The sequence below is a fragment of the Sphingobacterium sp. ML3W genome (assembly GCF_029542085.1).
GTDB lineage: Bacteria > Bacteroidota > Bacteroidia > Sphingobacteriales > Sphingobacteriaceae > Sphingobacterium.
Genome location: NZ_CP107036.1, coordinates 1,995,695 through 2,015,338, shown reverse-complemented (window position 1 = coordinate 2,015,338; position 19,644 = coordinate 1,995,695). Strand labels below are relative to the sequence as shown.

Genomic DNA, 19,644 nt, shown 5'->3' with positions numbered 1-19,644 from the left:
AAAAATGAAAAAGTATTTTATATTATTTTTTACGGCCACATTATCTCTTACGGCATGCAAGGATACGAGGTTTGACGATATGATCCCCGATTCGATCTATTTACCGAAGAGTGATCTGCAAACAGGGACAATTACAGTCATGAATGAAGATGATTATATCCACAAGATCTGGATCCATAAGGCCGGCTACTTTCAGGGGAAATTTGATGGGAACTTATCATTGGATGCTATATATCTCAAAACATATAACGAGTCCCATAATACAGATTATGAAATGCTCAGTGAAAAGTATTTTACACTGGAAAAAGATTTTGAGATAGCGGCAGGTGTCAACGAGACCTCTGTACCATTAACACTAAAAATTGCCGGTATTGTTAAGGATCTGGGCTACGGAACATATTATGTTCCTTTACATGTAAACAGTAAGACAGAAGGCGGGACAGTTAGTGTGGAAAAATCCAATCTCATTTTAGCTATCACTTTAAAACAGCCCGTACTGAACATTGATAGCGAGAAAAAGGGTGCATTTTCACTTGATTTTTCGACGAACCCGCCGGCAACATACGAACTGGATCTGACAGCGAGGCTAGATGTCAAATCACCGACAGACCTAAATGTGTCATACAAGACAGATCTTAGCTTATTATCTGAAGGAGAGAAGGCGCTCGATACAAAATTCTATAACTTTAAGGCTGATCTAACTATTCCATCAGGAGAGCAGTTTATAGAAAACTTTCTGACCCTTGATGTCGCTAAAATGCCCCGGGGGAGTTGGGTAATTCCTGTTCGCCTGTCTTCTACAAATACGAAGGTGAAAGTTGATGAGTCAGCTTATATAAAAGTAACCATTTCCAAAGGCACACTCGATGATATCAAATGGACCGGTGAATATTTTCAACAAAATGAAATTATTATTCCTTCGCAGGTACTCAATGATAAAATGATCGCTATGGCAGAGGGGGTTGATGTTGAAGTATCATCAGATCAGTCCTGGGCTGCTGTGACTAAAAAGGCAGATGGCAATATTTATTTGAACGTGAATCAGGTCAATCCAGTCAACCATCGGGAACGCGTCGCCACTGTTACCGTTCTGGACAAAGAAACGAAACTGACCAAGACGATCAAGATCAGGCAATGTGCTCCCGGTTATGGAACATTGCTTAACAGGAATTTATGGAGTATCCCGGACTATAGTAGTAATGTGGCTGTAGTAAGCAGCCAGCTTGGACGATTATATGACGGTTCATGGCCAGCTAATTCCAGTGAAAATGCTAATTCATATGTTGAATTTAACAATAGAACAGATGGAACAACTCCTTTTGTATTAACATTTGATATGGGCGATGGCCACCGTTCTTACAACTCTATAGGGCTGATGCCACGGTTACAATGGACTCAACCCGCACCTAAAGTCGTTAAGATCGAGGTCAGCGATGATAAGAGCAGTTGGACGACTCTTGGTCCGAACGCGGGAACGACCGGAAAGTGGGATGCGTTTACCGAAGCCGAATTGAAAGGCAGTACAGGGGACTTTAACAATCACTACGAGGGGATTGTCCATTGGTTTGATCTGGGCGCGCAAACCAAGCGTTTTATCAGGATTTCCCTGTTTGAAGGTCATTATCAGTCTACTGGTAAAGTAGTCTGTTTGAATCAGGTTTTTGTAAGTCAACGTTAGCCTAATTGATGTATGTATATCCTCTTGTGCGACAATGTAGCGCAAGAGGTATACTTTATAATTCCGAAAATTAAAATGAATTAAGTAATGGTTACAATTAGAAAAAAAGCGATCCTATTTTCCGTAGGATTATTTACATTGTTCTCAATATATGGTTGTGGGAAATCATCGCCTATAGCATCGGATCCCAAACCTGATCCGGATCCTCCGGTTGTGACACCTTCAGATGAGTTAGAATTTAAGGTATTGGTATATGTAGACAAGCCTAGTATCGAGGGGCATTTGGGAGGGAGTGAACGTATCGTCAGTTCAAGGATGGCTGAACTTTTTCGCAAAGTGAGCAATTATTGGAATGAAAGTTCAAAAGGAAAATTAAAAAATAAATACCGCTACACTTTTGCCGACTTAAAGGTATATGAAGGATCATCGCAGAGTGCGGCGTTACGCAAAGAGATTTATAACGATCCGATTGATTTTAGCAAATATGATGTCACCGTATTTTTTGATGCCATACAGGATAATGGTGAGACTGGGAATGGCGGTGCTGCACATGGTGGAGGTAGTGACAACCGATCCGTGGTAACTGTGTTTGCAAATGCTACGGAGAAAAAGGATATTTTCAACGATAATACTTATCGTACACTTACGCATGAACTTGGCCATTATCGTGGGGTTACCGATCTCTATCAATATATTATAGCAACAAATGATAATCCGGTAAGCCAGCAGAAGTTTGATGCACCAGTTTGTATTATGAATGATGCCTCTTCGGCGGTATGGAGCGATTATGCTGCTGGGTGCATTAACCGTGCTGGTGCATCGAAGCAATTGGGAAAAGATTTTCCAGATTTCTTTGGGAGTATGTATCCTAAAAATATAGAGATTAATGTGACTGTAGCAGGGGCAGCAAAAAGAGGACTCGATGTGAAAGTTTATGGTTCCAGGGCTGGCGGCAGTGGCCGCAACAGGGATATTTATCCCACGCCATTTCTTTCTGGACAGACGGGCAGTGATGGAAAATATATTATGCGTGATACGAAAAAACTATTTATTCCTGATCGAAATCAATATCCAAATCTTCCACAAGATCTACCTTATGGGCGATGGTTTGGTTTTCTGGTAGAAGTATCATCAGGCAGCGCAAAAAAATACGTATGGTTACCGGAGTATGAAGTTCAGATGCCTTTCTTTGACGGGAAGGATACGTATACGGTTAATATAGCTTTTTAAACATTCATGGCTCGCTATGGTGCTGCGAGCCATATTAAATTTATGTGATGTATAGAAATATCTTATTATATCTTTTTTTAGTTTACTGTTTTTGTGTCAATAGTTCCATGGCCGCTCCAGTAAACAGCCGAGTTAAAAAAGATACAATTACTTATAGGGCGCAAGTTTGGGTGGAAAAGGAAGATCTGGCAAGATATGGCGGGGAAGAAACTTTTAAGAGGAACCTTCAAGAAATGTTCGCCCATACAACTTCTTTCTGGAATGAAAGCCCCAACTCGTTCGATTATTATTTTCGATTCGTCCCAACGGAAGTGAAAATTTTCGATAATATGGGGGATCAGGACAATTATGATAAAAACATAAAAGAAGCCTCGGGAATAATAGATACTGTGAAATTTGATTTTGTTGTGTTTTTTGCGCTGAATGCGAAGAGTAATGGGATGTGGTGTGGCAGTGGTAGAAGTAGGCAGGCTGTTGTCGCCTGCTTTAAAACTTTGGCAGAGCAGCAAAAGAATGGCGATATTTTTTCTAAAAGGCCACCTGAACATGGCGTCTATGGAGATCTTGGCCATGAATATGGACATTTTCGTGGTGCAACCGACCTGTATCAATATATTATAAAAGCAAAAGATAATTCTATAAATCATATTGATCTGACTCCGCCGCATAGTGTGATGCGCTATGCTCAGGATCATGTTTGGGATGAATATTGTTCGGCATTATTCAATTACACGGCTCATCAGAAACAATTGGAAAAAGACTTAAATAAAAAGATCTTTCCCGATATGCTTCGGGTCAAGGTTTTAGTCAAGGGAAAAAGCAAAAAGAATGTAAAGATTAATTTTTACGGCACGAGGGCTGGAGGTAAAAAGAATAATAGGGATGTTTATCCTAAGCCATTCCGTACATTTTCAACAGATAAGGCCGGCCAAGTGGAGATCAAGGATGTTTATAAATTATATCATCCCGATCGTGGCGATATCGGAATACCACCCAATGATGAATTCCCTTATGGATATTGGTTTAGTTTTATTGTTGAAGCCGAATATAAAGGGCAAAAGAAATATATTTGGATACCAGACTGGCAAACGCAGATAACCAAGCTAAAAGGTGGTAAAATACATGAAGCGACTATAGAATTTTAGATAGAAATAATATACATGCAATTAAATCAGTCAGATGAAATATACACCAATAATTTTCTTTGTGCTCTTTGCCAACAGTTTTTTTGCCTTTGGTCAAAAAAAGGAAGAACGATCAAGAATCGATCTCAGTGGTACCTGGCAATTTCAGTTTGAGGAACCATCGAAGTCGAAAACTAGCAATAATAAAGCTGCAGGGTTGTCGGAACAGATTACACTTCCTGGAACAACAGATACCAACAAAAAAGGAAAAGAGAATAACCTGACAACTGAAACCTCCCAGTTATCAAGGAATTATAAATATATGGGCAAAGCCTGGTACCGGAAATCTGTGACTATTCCGAAATCTTGGGATAAAAAGGTGGTCACAATGACTTTGGAGCGTACTAAGCCTACACAGGTATGGGTAGATGATAAATTAGTTGGCGGCAGCGATAATATCTCTACCGCACAGGTATATGATCTTTCAGCTTTTTTATCTCCCGGAGTACATGATATCACAATTATGGTAGACAACGGTCAGAGTGTTCCCAAGCAACTTCTTTCAAGCTCCCATGCCTATACGGAAGCTACACAGACGAACTGGAATGGGATTATTGGGGATTTGTTTTTAGAAGCCAAGGATCAGATCCATATTCAGTCTTTACATATCGCTCCTGATGCACTTCAGAAAAAGGCGGAGATCACAGTTGAAATATCGGATCCGGAGAAGTTAAGAAAAGGAATGCAGCTAGAGTTGCATGCGAAGGCTTGGAACACAAGACGTTCACATGAAGCTCCTTTACTTAAAATCGCTTTAGAAAAAGGAAAAGGAATTTACACTGTAATATATCATTTGGGAAAAGACGCCTTGTTATGGAGTGAATTTACACCCGTACTGTATGCAATGGAGGCAAAGATCAAAGGCCATGACAAACAAATTGAGAGTTTTGGGCTTCGGGATTTTAAAACTTCAGGTACCCAATTTGCTATCAATGGGCAGACTACTTTTTTAAGAGGAAAACACGATGCTTGCGTTTTTCCCCTCACCGGGCACGTCCCTATGGACTTGGCTTCTTGGCAGCGCTATTTCCGGATTTGTAAGGAATATGGAATCAATCATGTTCGATTTCATTCCTGGTGCCCACCTAAGGCGTGTTTTGAAGCAGCAGACATTGCAGGTATATATCTACAGCCCGAATTACCATTTTGGGGAGGCCTAAAGCGAAGCGAAGAATATTTAACTAGATTTTTAGCGAAAGAGGGCATCTCGATCCAAAAGGAATATGGTAACCACGCCTCATTTGTAATGTTTGCCTTAGGCAATGAGCTTTCTGGAGATCTCGATCTGATGCAGGAATTTGTCGAAAAATTCAGGAAAGTGGATAATCGACATGTGTATGCTCTAGGTTCAAATAACTTTTTGGGTTTTAAAGGGCAAGTACCGGGAGAAGACTATTTGGTTACCTGTAGAATTGGTGGTGGAAAAATGTACGAAACACATACTAGAGGATCTTTTTCATTTGCTGATGCGCCTGAAGGCGGCATTATAAATAATACCTATCCAAATTCCACGGTAGATTTTTCAGCGGCGATTTCTGCTATCACGGTTCCCGTGATCAGCCACGAAACGGGACAGTTTCAGGTTTATCCCAATTATACGGAGATCGGCAAATACACTGGCGTTCTTCGGGCAGATAATTTATCCATATTCCGTAAAAGACTGGAACAGGCGGGAATGGGAGATCAGGCAGCCGATTTTTTCAAAGCGTCTGGCCGTTGGGCGGCTTTGTTGTATAAAGCCGATATTGAAATGGATCTACGTACAAAAGATTTCGGTGGTTTTCAGCTTTTGGACATACAGGATTATCCTGGGCAAGGTTCGGCCTATGTCGGAATCCTTGATGCATTTATGGAGAGCAAAGGATTAATAAAGGCCGAAGAGTGGCGGGAATTCTGTAATGACGCAGTACCTTTATTCGTTGCAGAGAAATTCTGTTGGACTAATAAAGAAGGGCTTAATGGTATTTTAAAAATTGCAAATTATTCGAACATAGCACTCAAAAATCGGAATCTGATCTGGACGTTGAAAACGAAAAATGGTCAAAAGGTTGACAATGGACAGGTATTGATATCGAGCGATTCAAGGGGATTATTAGCATTGGGAAACATTAGGCCGAATGTTTCTGAACTCCAGAATGCAGTGGAGTTGACTTTAAGCTTATCGATCGAGGGAACCGAATATAAAAATAGCTATTCACTCTGGTTATATCCCGATAAAGACATTGTTTCCACTGAACAAAAAGGAATAAAAGTCCATAAAAAGCTGGACGAAAAGATGATGTCTGCATTGGAAAAAGGTCAACGTGTATTATGGTTTCCACAGAAGGAAGATTATCCCGGACATACTGTTGGAGGATTGTTCCAGACAGATTATTGGAATTACCGAATGTTTAAAGGTATATGTGATCGTATTGGTAAACCGGCATCGCCGGGAACTTTGGGAATTCTAGCCGATCCACAACATCCACTGTTTAAATCTTTTCCAACTGATGCGCATACCAATTGGCAGTGGTATCCAATCATTAAAAAGAGCTATCCGCTGATTATGGACCGTATGCCATCTGGCTATAAACCCATTGTTCAGGTGATCGATAATGTTGAACGTAACCACCGTTTAGGGCTTATTTTTGAATTTAAAGTTGGCGAAGGCAAGCTATTGGTTTGTATGTCCGACCTGGAAGCGTCGATGGATAAGCCAGAAACCCGCCAGCTATATAATAGCATAATCGAATATATGTCTTCTGAAGATTTTAAACCAGCAAATAAGATAAGCCAAAAATCGCTACAAGAACTATTTACAGCCGATATCACTTCAAAAGATATTAAAGAAGTGAAAAACATTTCGTATGAGGACTAGGTGAGAGATTGAGTTTTTGAACACGAATAGAAGTGTAATGACCAAAATGAAGTAATTCATTTTGGTCATTTATTTTAATAACAGTAGAAAATGTCAAGAATAAACTTTAAACACTCTGGAAAATCGGTATTTGTACGATTTTACTGTTTTTTGGGACTATTTTGTTAACAAAAATAAGCGTATGGGCTGATATTTGGTAGAAATTTCAATACCTAATTATAACACCATTTGCTTATGAAAAACACAGTTGGTTCCGCCTTGTGGCAGCAGATTGTATCGATCTGATGAATGATAGATCAACCAAACCACCTGTGGCAACGGGAAACGATGACCGTGTTTTATTTGGGAAAAAGGTTAAATCGGTTAGTGGAAGGACAAATCTAATGTTACGCTGGCGGGATGGAACAGTCCCAACACTAAAAAATTATAGATATCAGGGGACCGGGGACTATTATGACATTCAATGTGGGAGATTAATTTCGAAGATTGAATATTATATGAAATACGAATCAAAAAAAGAGTAACAATGCAAATTATATGAAACGGTAACTATATGAATAAAGAGAAGATAGTTCATATTTCCAATGTATACCTTTATACACCTTAATTTAAAAAAAAGATAATGAAAAAAATGATTTTTTTGTGCTGTATTTTATATTCTAATTTAATAGTCGCGCAAAATATTAAATCTAAAGAAAGAGAGAAAGAGCGTTTTGTTTCCGGTTTGATGAAAAAAATGACGCTCGAGGAGAAAGTCGGGCAACTATGGCAGGTTGCAGGAGGATTTGCGACTGGACCGAATGGGAGTAATATTGGGAGTTTAAAAGTCATTGCTCAGGGAAGAATTGGCTCAGTGCTTAATGTCAGTGGCGTAAAGAATATCCGCAAGTATCAAGAGGCTGCGATGCAATCGCGGTTAAAAATACCGCTAGTATTTGGTATGGATGTTATTCACGGCTTTCGCACAGGCTTTCCTATTCCCTTAGGTGAAGCGGCTAGCTTTGATCTGGATTTGATCCAAAAAGGAGCCCATTGGACAGGAACTGCCGCTGCTGCGGCGGGATTGAACTGGACATTTGCGCCTATGGTCGACATTAGTTGGGATGCCCGCTGGGGCCGTGTTTTGGAAGGAGCAGGTGAAGATCCGTTTTACGGTTCTCAGGTAGCTGTAGCACGTGTCAGGGGACTACAAGGCGATAACCTTTCAAATACAAACACTATTATGGCCTGTGTTAAACACTTTGCAGGTTATGGCGCTCCGATTGCAGGAAAAGATTATAATAGTGTTGATATGTCAATGGGTCATTTTGCAAACTTCTATATGCCTCCATATAAGGCAGCAGCAGAGGCTGGTGCTGCGACATTTATGAGTGCTTTCAATGATTTTAATAATATACCTTCCACCGCTAACCCCTTTTTGCTGAGAAACCTATTGAAAGAGAAATGGCATTTTAAAGGCTTTGTCGTTTCGGATTGGGGATCTGTTGGTGAGTTAATGAACCATCGTGTTGCAGCTGATAAAAAAGAAGCTGCCATCAAAGCTATTTCAGCGGGTCTGGATATGGAGATGGTTTCTAATTGCTATTTCGAAAATCTAGTGGATCTGGTAAAAGAGAAAAAGGTTTCAATAGAAGTTGTGGATGATGCCGTGCAAAGAATTCTATATAAGAAATTTGAGCTAGGGTTATTTGAAGATCCCTTTCGGTATTGCGATGAAAATCGTGAAAAAGAAACTGTGGAATCTGCAAGTTCACGTGACATCGCCCGATCAATATCTGAACGTTCCATCGTGCTGTTAAAAAAGAGTGACAATATACTTCCTTTTCAAAAAGATCTAAAAAGCATAGCATTGATCGGACCACTGGCCAAATCGAAAAAAGATATGTGCGGAGCTTGGTCTACTGCTAATGTTAATAACGTGATTACTTTGCATGAAGCCATGAAAAATAGGGGAGTACAGGTCAATTATGCTGAAGGTTATGATCTGGGAAATAATAAGATTGTGAACTACGATAGTACATTATTGGCGGTTGAGAAATCAGATGTCGTCGTTGTAGCTATAGGCGAAAGAGCAAGTGAGTCGGGAGAGATGCGTTCCAAAACAGATATTTCGATTGCTGCGCAGCAACAAGAGTTGGTTTCTAGATTAATAAAAACAGGAAAACCTGTTGTAGTTTTGCTTATGTGTGGACGTCCCGTTATATTCAATGAAGTGCGGGATCAAGCACCTAATATTTTATTGACATGGTGGCTGGGAAGCGAAGCTGGCCCAGCCATTTGTAATGTTCTGTGGGGTGATTATAACCCTTCGGGCAAACTTCCAATGACTTTTCCTCGAAATATGGGGCAAGTTCCCATAAACTACCAATATAAAAGCACTGGACGTCCCTATCCTGGTGATTGGGCGGCAAAATATATCGACTCCCCAGTTGAACCAGCTTATCCTTTTGGTTATGGACAAAGTTATACCTCTTTTAAATATTCAAATCTTAAATTGATATCGGACAATCTTGGTAAAGGTGTTCACGCCAAGGTATCAGTTGATGTAACAAACATAGGTCAATATGATGGAGAAGAAGTCGTCCAACTTTATATCCGGGATGAGGCTGCTTCAGTTACAAGACCGGTGAAAGAACTGAAAGGATTCCAAAAAATAAATTTGAAAAAGGGAATGACGCAAACCGTCATTTTTGATATAAGGGATGAGGAACTTGGTTTCTATGATAATAATATAAATTTTATTGTCGAAAAGGGAGATTTTACGATTATGGTTGGCGGAGATAGTGAAAATCTAGACAAGATGCTATTTAGTTTAAAATAATAGAAAATTGAGCTAAAATGAAGCGAAACAAATAAATTAAGAATCGAAGGAGTACGGTTTTTGTCAAGTTTTGAGCAATGAAACATTTATCAAATAGAAATAATTGGCTTTTAATATTGATAATAGAATGTTATGAAGAAGATTACCGTCAAAAAACGGATTGGCTATTAACAAATCTAGGTCAACAATATCTAAATACCTCTTTTTACAGTCAAATAGTTAAAACGACATGTAAAGAGATTCATTTAATCGAATAAAAATAGAGGGTGTCAAAAAAGTAAAAACAAACTCTCTGAGAATTGGATATTTGAAAAGTTCCTGAATAAGGTATACGTTAAAATATCAATAAAAAGGGGGCTATCCAACCTTTTTAAACAGCCTCTTTTGATGGAAAAAATTTCCAGTTCATACGGATTTAGTACAATCGTACAAATCTTTATAAGGATCGTTCAATTTAAAATTTTGACAATGTGATTGAGATTGTATTTTCAGTAGAAATATTGAAGTGGTAAATTGATAGTTTGTACAGAATTGTGATTTTTTTGTACGATTTTGTTAGTTGTGAGCTGTTAAAATGCGGATTATTGTATTTTAAGCCGTAAATTATAAAGGTAAAAAAAGAACAATTGTAGCTTTCCAATGGTGCAATTAATATCTGATTCATATAATTACATCCTAGTAGTTTGGGCTGTAGTTATATTTTAGATTTGAAATATAGACTGATGTTAAACTAAATATTGCTTAGTGTAGAGAATTTAAAAGATGAAGAATACGATGTTTAAATTGGGTGATGATGTAATGAAATATTTAAAGATTGTTTTTCTCTTTGGAATTCTAGTAAATATCTTTCTTCTTACCGATGTTTTAGCTCAGCCTAGGAGTCAAGTTAACAAGCGCAGTTATACAATGGATCAAGGTCTGTCGTCTAATAGGATATACAGCATTGTACAGGATTCGATAGGTTTTATCTGGATTGGAACCAACGATGGCCTTAATAGATTCGACGGAACGCGATTTAGAAGTTTTAGGTATGACAGCAAGTCCTCCAATTGTATTTCCAGTAACAGTGTAATGGATCTCCTTATTGCCGCTGATCAAAAACTATGGATTGCCCTGGACAACGGTGTTGATATCTATGATCCCTATTCGGATACTTTTAAAAAGTTTGTTTTGAAGACTGCTAAAGGGGAAGCAATCAACGGGCGTGTATTGACAATTATTCAGGATAAATCAGGAGATATCTGGATAGGTACATCCACAGACGGTTTATTTCGTTATTTATCAAAAAAGAAAAAACTTCTCAGATATACGCATAATAACTTAAATAATAATACTGTTCTTGAAGATCGTATTATCGCTCTGTGTGAAGATAGTGAACGAAATATCTGGATAGGAACCTATAGTCAAGGGTTAAGTCGATACTCAAAAAAGACCAATAGCTTTACTCATTTTAAGAAAACAGCATCACCGACAAGTATTTCTGATAATTCAATTCAAAAAATTTTTGAAGACAGTTATGGCTACTTGTGGATTGGTACTTTTCAGCAAGGAATTGATCGTTTTGATAAGTCTACTTCGACCTTTTTACATTTTCCTCCATCTGGACAGAATACACTATTATACCATATTCAGGGCATGCGCGAATACCAGCCTGGAAAACTTATCGTGAGTTCGGATAATGGCGTCGGTATATATGATAATATTGAAGGAAATCTCCAATATTCAAATTTAAATACTTCCGACTTTTCTTTTTCAAATAATAAGTTTGTTTATGACATATTTAAAGACCGTGAAGGAGGACTGTGGTTGGGATCCTACTTCGATGGGTTGGCCTATTTTCCGCCAGCTCAGAATAATTTTAAACATTATGAACTAAAAAATTCTCATGGTTTAGGAAAAGTTGTCAATAGTATTTTGGAATTGGATAACGGACAGTTTCTTGTCGGTACAGATGACAATGGAATTCATACTTTTGATTCAAAAACAGGAAAGATCGTACCGTTCCGTTCTGCAAGCGATATAAATGCCACCTATTATTGTATCCATGATTTATTGCAGGAAGGTGATAAGCTTTTTACCGCTACTTATGAACGAGGTCTGGAAGTTATTGATCTGAATACTAAAGCGGTAAAGTCTTATCTTCATGATCCAAATGATCCTAGTTCGATCCCCTCATCCCGTATATTCTCATTGTTCAAAAGTAGCAATGGGAGGATTTATATCGGTACTGGAAGCGGGGTATGTTATTATAATCGGGAACAGGATAATTTTGTGCGTTTAGAACCAAAATTCCTAGTTTTAGCTTTTGCAGAGGATGCTGAAAATAATATTTGGATTGCTACAAATAATAAGGGGCTATACAAATATAATGTAAAAGAGAAAACCTATAAGAAATACGAATATAATCCTGCAAATAAGTCAAGTTTAATACGGAATACATTGACATCATTAACATCGGATGCAAATGGAAATATATGGGTTGGATCAAACGGTTACGGACTTTGTAGATATGACAAGAAAAGTGATAGTTTTATTCGATTTGAACAGCTGAATCTTCCTAATCAGATTATATCGTCTATTGTACCGGATGGTAATATGTTTTGGGTGGCGACGAATAAGGGGTTAGTATCTATGGATAATAATGGAAAGAATATCAAATTATATACAAAATCAAATGGTTTATTTAATGAACAATTTACTCCTCAGGCTTTCTGTTTATCGAGTACAGGGAGGCTTATGTTTGGAACGGCTAATGGATTTTGTCAATTTTCCCCAAACAAACTCGTTGAAAATAAATATGTTCCGCCAGTCGTAATTACGAGTTTGTCCATAAATAATAAAGTGGTTTCACCACAATTACCTGGCAGTCCAATAAGTAAACCTATTGAGTTAACTAGCTCTTTAAATCTTAATTACAACCAGTCCACGATTTCAGTAGAATTTGCCTCCCTTAGTTATGTAGATCCTTCACAGACCATGTACAAATACAAATTGGAAGGATTTGATGAGGAGTGGCATGAGGTGAGCAGGGACGCAAATTCCATTACATTTACCAATCTTCCTGCCGGTAAGTATAAACTTTTACTGAAAAATACCAATAGTGACCATTTATGGTCAGATCATAGTCTTCAACTTGACATTAAAGTTAATCCTCATTTTCTAAAGTCAAAACCGGCAATCATCATATATTGTATTGTATTGATAGCGCTGATTATTTTCCTTATCAGATATCTGCTGAATAGGTCTGAAGAAAGACATCATGAACAGATTAAAAAAGTTGAATTAGATGCAGAGCGGCAGATTTATGATTCCAAGCTTGAGTTTTTTACAAATATAGCCCATGAGATTAGAACACCATTAAGTTTGATTATAGGCCCTATAGAATATATTTCAAAATCGAAGGAAATCAAAGATAATTATGGCGAATATCTTTCCATTGTCCAGCTCAATTACAGAAGACTCTATTCTTTAATTACCCAATTACTGGATTTTCGAAAGGTTGATACAGGCAATTACCGGCTTACTTATTCTTTTATCGATTTGACACAATTGATAGATGAAGTTCGATCAATGTTTAAAATCGCGGCGGTTCAAAGTAACATAAAATTTGAAACTTGTATGGCAAGCGACCATTTGCATTTATATTCAGATAAGGAAGCTTTAATTAAGATATTAAGTAATTTGATATCCAATGCACTGAAATTTGCACATGAAAATGTGACGTTATCTGCTTATGAGGAAAACGATTGGACTGTTATTTCAATCGAAGATGATGGAAGGGGGATTGGACATGCTGAGCGGGAAAACATTTTTAAGGCTTTTTATCAAGTGAGTGAGAACGGGAGTATGTTTAATAGTGGAATAGGAGTCGGTCTGCATTTAACAAAAAGCTTAATCGAAATGTTAGGGGGGGAGATTGCTGTTCTGGACAGAGAGGAGCAAAAACAGGGTACAAATTTTTTGGTGAAGATTCCAACCAGAAGAGAGCAATGGGATCAAAAACTCGATATAGCAATACCTTTAGATTTACAGTCTGTGGAACCCCAAGAGGTCATCAGGAATATTGAGGGATATTATGAAGCACATGACATGACCATTGTCAACGACAAGAAAACCGTGCTTGTTGTGGATGATAATATTGAAGTGCTTGAGTTTCTTAGCAAGATCTTGACAGAGGAGTATTTTGTAATTACTGCATTGAATGGATTAAGAGCGTTAGAGATACTCAAAGAGCAGACAGTCGATCTGATCGTTAGTGATATTATGATGGAAGATATGGATGGGCTTAAGCTATGCCGTCAGATCAAACGTGATATCGATATATCGCATATTCCTATTGTATTGCTTTCAGCCAAACATGATATTGAAACCAAATTAGAAGGATTGGAGATTGGTACCGATGCTTATGTAGAAAAGCCTTTTTCTCCTTTCCAGCTTAAAGCACAACTTAAGAATCTGCTTGAAAAGCGGGAGGAATTAAAGAAAAGGTATGCATCTACGCCAAATTTAGAAGCGAAGGTTACGACACATAATAAAATGGATGAAGAATTTATTGAGCGTTGTTTGGCTATTATCAATGAGAATCTTGATGACTCGGGGTTTTCAATAGAAAAACTAGCGTCAGAAATGGCTATGAGCCGTACCTCCTTATTTTCGAAAGTTAAGGCTATCACGGGAATGACGCCCAATGACTTTATTAAAGTGACAAGACTGAAGGAAGCATGTAAATTATTAAAAGAAGGTAAGTATCGTGTGACAGAGATCGGTTATCTCGTTGGATTTGGTTCACCTTCATATTTCACAAAATGTTTTTCGAAACAATTTGGCATGCTACCGACGGATTACGTTAAAATGTGATAGACTATTATTTCAGAAATTTATAAATTTTTCAACTCGGTGCCTCTAATAATTTCTTTAGATCTCGCTCAAAATGATGTGAAAATTTAAATAAAAGAAAAATCAGACTGCTTGAATTCTAACTTCCCTTTATTGCATTCCTTATTTGGATTTTTAATCTTATATTTATTAATGCCAAATTTTAATCATACATTTTGATGAAATAAGTAGATCGTAATTAAGTTACCTCTCCAAGCGCGTGTCAAGTCTGAGCTTACAGAGTCTACTAAGGATCAGAAGTGTTGACATTTGAACAAAGTAAAACCAAAATAGAGAATTGGGGTGTTGTTCTTGTTGAATGAGGTTTTATTAAAAGTATTAGTTTCTTAGAAAGCAGTTTCTAGCTAAAATTGAACTATGGATTTTTTTGAGGACTTTAAGCCAATTAGAAATAAATTGAGACAATTGTATTTTTATGCAGCACTCGATAAGATTTATCTGCACAAGGGTAGAGGAGAGTTGTTGCCCGAAATTGCAGAGTTTTTATACATCAATCTTATAATTTATTCCGATAGACAATTTGTCAATACAGAACATGAACCTGCTTGATATATAGGTTCTTAACAATTTTAGAGGACATTTGGCCACCATTCTCAAACAAACTGATAATAACTGAAGCAAAGTTACTCTATTTAAGAAATTTGACAAAGATTTTTAATTATGAATTATGAGTATGTTCAAACTTCTATTATTTTACTTTGAGTTATTGCTAAATGTGCCTTTTATTCATACCGCCTGTAGAAGAAAATGTTGGCTGAATGATTATGATGTGGCTAGTTACTCAGATTCTACACATATCAGAACTGTACTTTTAAAAATAGTACAAAATTCCAATTTTAAGCATATTCAAAATATTGCCACGATTCTGGCTTATGAAGAAGTGTAAGTACCCGCTAAATACTACGGAAGCCCAAAACCCTTTCTGTAGTATTCACTGTACGGACTATTTACGCAGCTGTATTATAATCAAAAATAGCTTTGGCATGGGCAAGATCAACTTTTCTTATATGCTCTTTTGGCGCTGATGTGTCGTAAGGGGTCTGGGTCAATGATTTTATGCAAATCAAAAACAATACAATGGTTATTATTAGAGTTTTCATAATGGTTAATATTTTAGTATTAGTAAAAACACAACTTTCTGAAAATTAATAGGTTGATAAGTTATTTTGTAAGATTTATTGTTCAATTTTAATAATAATTATTTGGAATTGTAGCCAAAATTTTCCTTAAATTTAGTAGTATAAAAATATTACCATGAAAAGACCTATTTTGCATGCATTACGATGCTGTGCACTTCTTAGTTTACTTTTTAGTTTTACCTCTTATGCTCAACATTCTAAGTCTTCAGTTTCAAAGCAGAATTCTGGGAATAGTAAGAAAATCCAAAATCAAGCGGATATATATGTTGCAGGGGCATGCTACAACGAAACTACAAAACGTAACACTGCTGTGTACTGGAAAAACGGGAGGCCAGTAGCGCTTACTGACGGACATGTTGACGCAGAAGCGACCTCAATAGCTGTGGTAGGTGATGATATATATGTATTGGGGAGTGTTGGTGGACAGGTCGTGTATTGGAAAAATGGGCAGGAGACAAGGTTTAGAAAAGATGAAGGAGATTCCAATGTCGCATATTCTATTGCAATTTTGAAAGGAGATGTATATGTTGCCGGATTCTATAGAGATTATAATGATAACAAAATGGTCTTCCACGATTTAGCGATGTACTGGAAAAACGGGCAGCCTGTAAAATTGCCTGCACCTATGAATTACATCCATAGCGCTGCAACTTACATAGCTAATGTAGATGATGATATATATATTATAGGGTATGGTTTGAAGCAGCTATACTGGAAGAACGGCCAACTAGTCGAGACAATCAATGAATTAAAAAATGTATCTGCCATTGCACAGTTGCAGGGCAATGTTTATGCCGTAGGTAAAACACGCGCTGGGCAAGCAGCATATTGGAATAATGGTCATACCGTAAGCCTATCGTCCATGGATGGCTTAGCTATGTGCATAGCTGTATCTGGCAGCGATGTATATGTAGCAGGGGTTGATGATAGCAATGGAAGTGGATACAAAGACGATGGTGATGTGGGTAAATGTTGGAAAAACGGACAATTACTTGCGGAGCTGAAAGGAACAGATTATTTTATCTATCGCCCTACTTCCATAGCTGTATCGGATAATGATGTATATATTGTTGGAGAGGCTCAAATTGGCTCTTCTGGTTATGGAGTGAGATTTTTGAAGAATGGTCAAATAATGTCATTAAGTCCTATTGAAGGAAGTTCAGGCTCTATAGCAAATTTCGTGACATCAAAAGAGAGAGGTGAGAGTAAAATAACAAAACAAAATAAAGTTAACCAAAAAAATGATAGTGCAGATGTGCCTCAAATTCTTGAACCTAAAAACTATGCCGTTTTAGAGCAATATCCTCGCAATACCAAAATCTCATGGACACCTATAGCTAGTGCAACAGAATATGAGGTAATTATTGAATACGGTTCCGGCCCTGGAAATAGTCATCTTAGTTTTAACGAGGGAACTAATTTTTATCCATATATAAGTGGTAAAACCAAGTCCAATGCCGTAACTTTTGATGGTGCCGGCGGACAAGTTCATCGGTATAAGATACAGGCAAGAAATAAGGATAAAATCATTTCAACAACGGATTGGTTTTTTTTAAGATATATACACTAAAATTAACAAAAATATATACATTTAAATTTGTAACGTGATCATCCTATTGGTGTTTCAGTCCCTTGAAGAGCAGTCAATTATATTGGAGAAATGTTCCTCATTAATCTGAATTGACAACGATAGAAATACTTTCATTTTTAATATTATTGGCGTTTTAGCGGAAAGAATATTTTTTGATTTTACCGACGACAATTAAATATCTCAATTTGAAAGGGAATCCTCTATTTGGTACAAGTGTAATATTTCTATTGTACTACGATATCCTTGATGATAGGAAGGTGTATACTTTATGTATCCGTAATTCTGTAATTCCTTAAAATATTTATGATAGGTCGGGGTCGTATTGATATGCGACATAGTCATTAGTTTACTTCTGCTTACCCGTATAATTGTACTTTCATTTTGACGGAATGCTAGGCGGGCAATTGCAAGTAGCAGACAGATATGCCAGACATTAAGACGTGAATCATGACACACATTATCAAGGTATATCAATCCTTTTTTTGCAACATCAGTTTTCATCGTCAAACATTTTAAGTAAATCAGTTTTATTGTAATAATATGAACCCATGACTTTTTTGTGCCGTATTTTCCGCTGATCCTTAAATTCTGCAAGGTGGCAGGGGATATGTCCATCATTTTTCTGATTGCTTTACTTCGTAACCAGTCAAAATCGTCTTTAATTAGCACTTGGTTATCTTGTAATAATTGTTGAAAATTCGATAATATTCTAATTCTGAACATTTCAAGATCTTGTTTTGATACTGCTTCCATAATGTAAACTTTGTATGGCTCAAAATTTTACATAAATTATGGAAGAGTGGGCGAGCGTTCTTTTAGTTTCCTATATTTTCTTCAAATGTCCGTCTAGTGACCTCGACAGGATTATCTTCGAACCAATTTCTTGCAGATATTGATCGAATTTTAAATTTTATAGTGGACTTCTTAAATTTATCTGCTCCGGCATTTTTGGATTTATTCAAACCTGGCTGGTAAAAATAATCTGAATAAGAAAAAAGACAAAAAGTCGTTTCAATTTTTCAGACGACTTTTTGGTCCTATCTTTTGTTCTTAAGCTGCTGAATCTTGCTTTCAGAAATTCGGTTAATTTGATTTTCGATCGCTGATCTGGTATATACATTTGGAGATCACCGAGTAGTCAATTTAAATTAAATCTAACGCTGTTTCATAAATGTCTAAAACTTATGTCAAATTAGCTCTCATTTAACTGTAGATATTCTATCACTTTTCCATCAGGCTGTTCAACAATAAATCGCATACCTGTACTTACTTTATTAACAGGGATAATAATTCTCTTAGCTTCATCCTTTAGTATTTTCCAATATTCTTCCAGGTTATCCACTACAAATATGGCATTGACAAGACGGGGAATTTCCAACGCTTTAGAATCGTCAATGGCGGTCAGAATGACAAATCGGTCAACTAAACTTAACTTATAACTATCGTGTGATGCAGACGACGAAACATTTTTACCGGTTATTTTTTTATAAAACTCCACGGCTTCATCAAATGATTCGGTAACTATAGGCAGCAGAACTGTTTTTATTTGCATAACTTTAATTTTTAAAATATGCATCAAAGCTATTCCGATCAATAGAATTGTGCAATAACTCATTTTTTTATTAGTAACAAATGACACACACCATAAAAGAATCTTCGACTAATCAAGCTAACAGAAAATTATTATCCGATAGATGCGGAGTAAATGATACGCTAGCTCTAATAGGAAAAAGGTGGATGATGACCGTTTTATATGAAATTTCATTGGGTAACAATCAATACTCCTCTTTAAAAAAAAGTGTCCCTGAGATTTCAGAGCATGTTTTAGCAGCCCGAGTAAAAACGCTATGCAAACAAAAATTGGTAATAAGACACGAAATACCTGATAGAATTCCCTTGCAGATAAAATATACAGTGACTGACTCAGGTAGAGAACTACTTTCGTTAATAAGTGATTTGTGTCAATGGACAAAAATTCTCAAATCGGTATAAGTTTTCAATAGCACTTTTACTTAGCAAAATCTCAGCTAAGACTGATGAAATCATTGCGCCATTTCACTTTTCTAAAATGAAACGACTAGTAAAACCGTTTGAAAAAAACAAAAAATGATGTTTAGAGTTTCCCAGGCCGAACAAGAACTAGACTATTGATTCCGCTGGTTATCTCCATACAAAATTAAATTATTCCCCAATTTTCCATATACCTGTGATGGGAAAGTCATATAACATGGATCTGTCACATTTGGAA

The 19,644-nt window shown here is 37.0% G+C and carries 10 protein-coding genes; 7 read left to right on the top strand and 3 right to left on the bottom strand.

Annotated features, from left to right (window positions below; all coding sequences use genetic code 11):
- Nucleotides 1-4 precede the first annotated feature (4 nt).
- The 6 genes from OGI71_RS08580 (at nt 5) to OGI71_RS08555 (ending at nt 14,627) form a co-directional block, all read left to right on the top strand.
- A complete protein-coding gene (locus tag OGI71_RS08580; protein ID WP_282254982.1) occupies nt 5-1,678 on the top strand; it encodes a DUF1735 domain-containing protein in 1,674 nt (557 codons plus the stop codon).
- 87 nt (nt 1,679-1,765) lie between these two features.
- On the top strand, nt 1,766-2,908 hold the full coding sequence (locus OGI71_RS08575; protein ID WP_282254981.1) for a M43 family zinc metalloprotease: 1,143 nt from the start codon (nt 1,766-1,768) through the stop codon (nt 2,906-2,908).
- A 47-nt stretch (nt 2,909-2,955) separates the two neighbouring features.
- Nucleotides 2,956-4,053: a hypothetical protein gene (locus tag OGI71_RS08570; RefSeq protein WP_282254980.1), complete on the top strand. Its 1,098-nt coding sequence runs from the start codon at nt 2,956-2,958 to the stop codon at nt 4,051-4,053.
- A 34-nt stretch (nt 4,054-4,087) separates the two neighbouring features.
- The gene (locus OGI71_RS08565) at nt 4,088-6,949 is read left to right on the top strand and encodes a sugar-binding domain-containing protein (protein WP_282254978.1); all 2,862 of its coding nucleotides are present in this window, start codon (nt 4,088-4,090) and stop codon (nt 6,947-6,949) included.
- Between the two features lie 622 nt (nt 6,950-7,571).
- Complete coding sequence (locus tag OGI71_RS08560; protein WP_282254976.1) at nt 7,572-9,770, top strand: glycoside hydrolase family 3 N-terminal domain-containing protein; 2,199 nt, start codon at nt 7,572-7,574, stop codon at nt 9,768-9,770.
- Nucleotides 9,771-10,532: 762 nt separating this feature from the next.
- Nucleotides 10,533-14,627, top strand: a complete 4,095-nt coding sequence (locus OGI71_RS08555; protein WP_282254975.1) for a two-component regulator propeller domain-containing protein — start codon at nt 10,533-10,535, stop codon at nt 14,625-14,627.
- Nucleotides 14,628-15,613: 986 nt separating this feature from the next.
- Here the strand turns inward: OGI71_RS08555 and OGI71_RS08550 are convergent.
- A complete protein-coding gene (locus OGI71_RS08550; RefSeq protein WP_282254974.1) occupies nt 15,614-15,766 on the bottom strand; it encodes a hypothetical protein in 153 nt (50 codons plus the stop codon).
- A 154-nt stretch (nt 15,767-15,920) separates the two neighbouring features.
- On the opposite strand from OGI71_RS08550, the gene OGI71_RS08545 reads away from it, so the two are divergent.
- Nucleotides 15,921-17,375, top strand: a complete 1,455-nt coding sequence (locus tag OGI71_RS08545) for a hypothetical protein (protein WP_282254973.1) — start codon at nt 15,921-15,923, stop codon at nt 17,373-17,375.
- Between the two features lie 201 nt (nt 17,376-17,576).
- Here the strand turns inward: OGI71_RS08545 and OGI71_RS08540 are convergent, their stop codons facing one another.
- Nucleotides 17,577-18,149 carry a hypothetical protein gene (locus OGI71_RS08540; protein ID WP_282254972.1) on the bottom strand — a complete coding sequence of 191 codons (573 nt, stop codon included), beginning with the start codon at nt 18,147-18,149 and terminating at the stop codon, nt 17,577-17,579.
- Between the two features lie 439 nt (nt 18,150-18,588).
- Nucleotides 18,589-19,011 carry a hypothetical protein gene (locus OGI71_RS08535; protein ID WP_282254970.1) on the bottom strand — a complete coding sequence of 141 codons (423 nt, stop codon included), beginning with the start codon at nt 19,009-19,011 and terminating at the stop codon, nt 18,589-18,591.
- Nucleotides 19,012-19,644: the final 633 nt, after the last annotated feature.

Excerpts from the sequence above, each read along its gene's own strand:
- OGI71_RS08580 (WP_282254982.1), top strand. The coding sequence starts at position 5 with ATGAAAAAGTATTTTATATTATTTTTTACGGCCACATTATCTCTTACG.
- OGI71_RS08575 (WP_282254981.1), top strand. The coding sequence starts at position 1,766 with ATGGTTACAATTAGAAAAAAAGCGATCCTATTTTCCGTAGGATTATTT.
- OGI71_RS08570 (WP_282254980.1), top strand. The coding sequence starts at position 2,956 with ATGTATAGAAATATCTTATTATATCTTTTTTTAGTTTACTGTTTTTGT.
- OGI71_RS08565 (WP_282254978.1), top strand. The coding sequence starts at position 4,088 with ATGAAATATACACCAATAATTTTCTTTGTGCTCTTTGCCAACAGTTTT.
- OGI71_RS08560 (WP_282254976.1), top strand. The coding sequence starts at position 7,572 with ATGAAAAAAATGATTTTTTTGTGCTGTATTTTATATTCTAATTTAATA.
- OGI71_RS08555 (WP_282254975.1), top strand. The coding sequence starts at position 10,533 with ATGAAGAATACGATGTTTAAATTGGGTGATGATGTAATGAAATATTTA.
- OGI71_RS08550 (WP_282254974.1), bottom strand. The coding sequence starts at position 15,766 with ATGAAAACTCTAATAATAACCATTGTATTGTTTTTGATTTGCATAAAA.
- OGI71_RS08545 (WP_282254973.1), top strand. The coding sequence starts at position 15,921 with ATGAAAAGACCTATTTTGCATGCATTACGATGCTGTGCACTTCTTAGT.
- OGI71_RS08540 (WP_282254972.1), bottom strand. The coding sequence starts at position 18,149 with ATGGAAGCAGTATCAAAACAAGATCTTGAAATGTTCAGAATTAGAATA.
- OGI71_RS08535 (WP_282254970.1), bottom strand. The coding sequence starts at position 19,011 with ATGAGTTATTGCACAATTCTATTGATCGGAATAGCTTTGATGCATATT.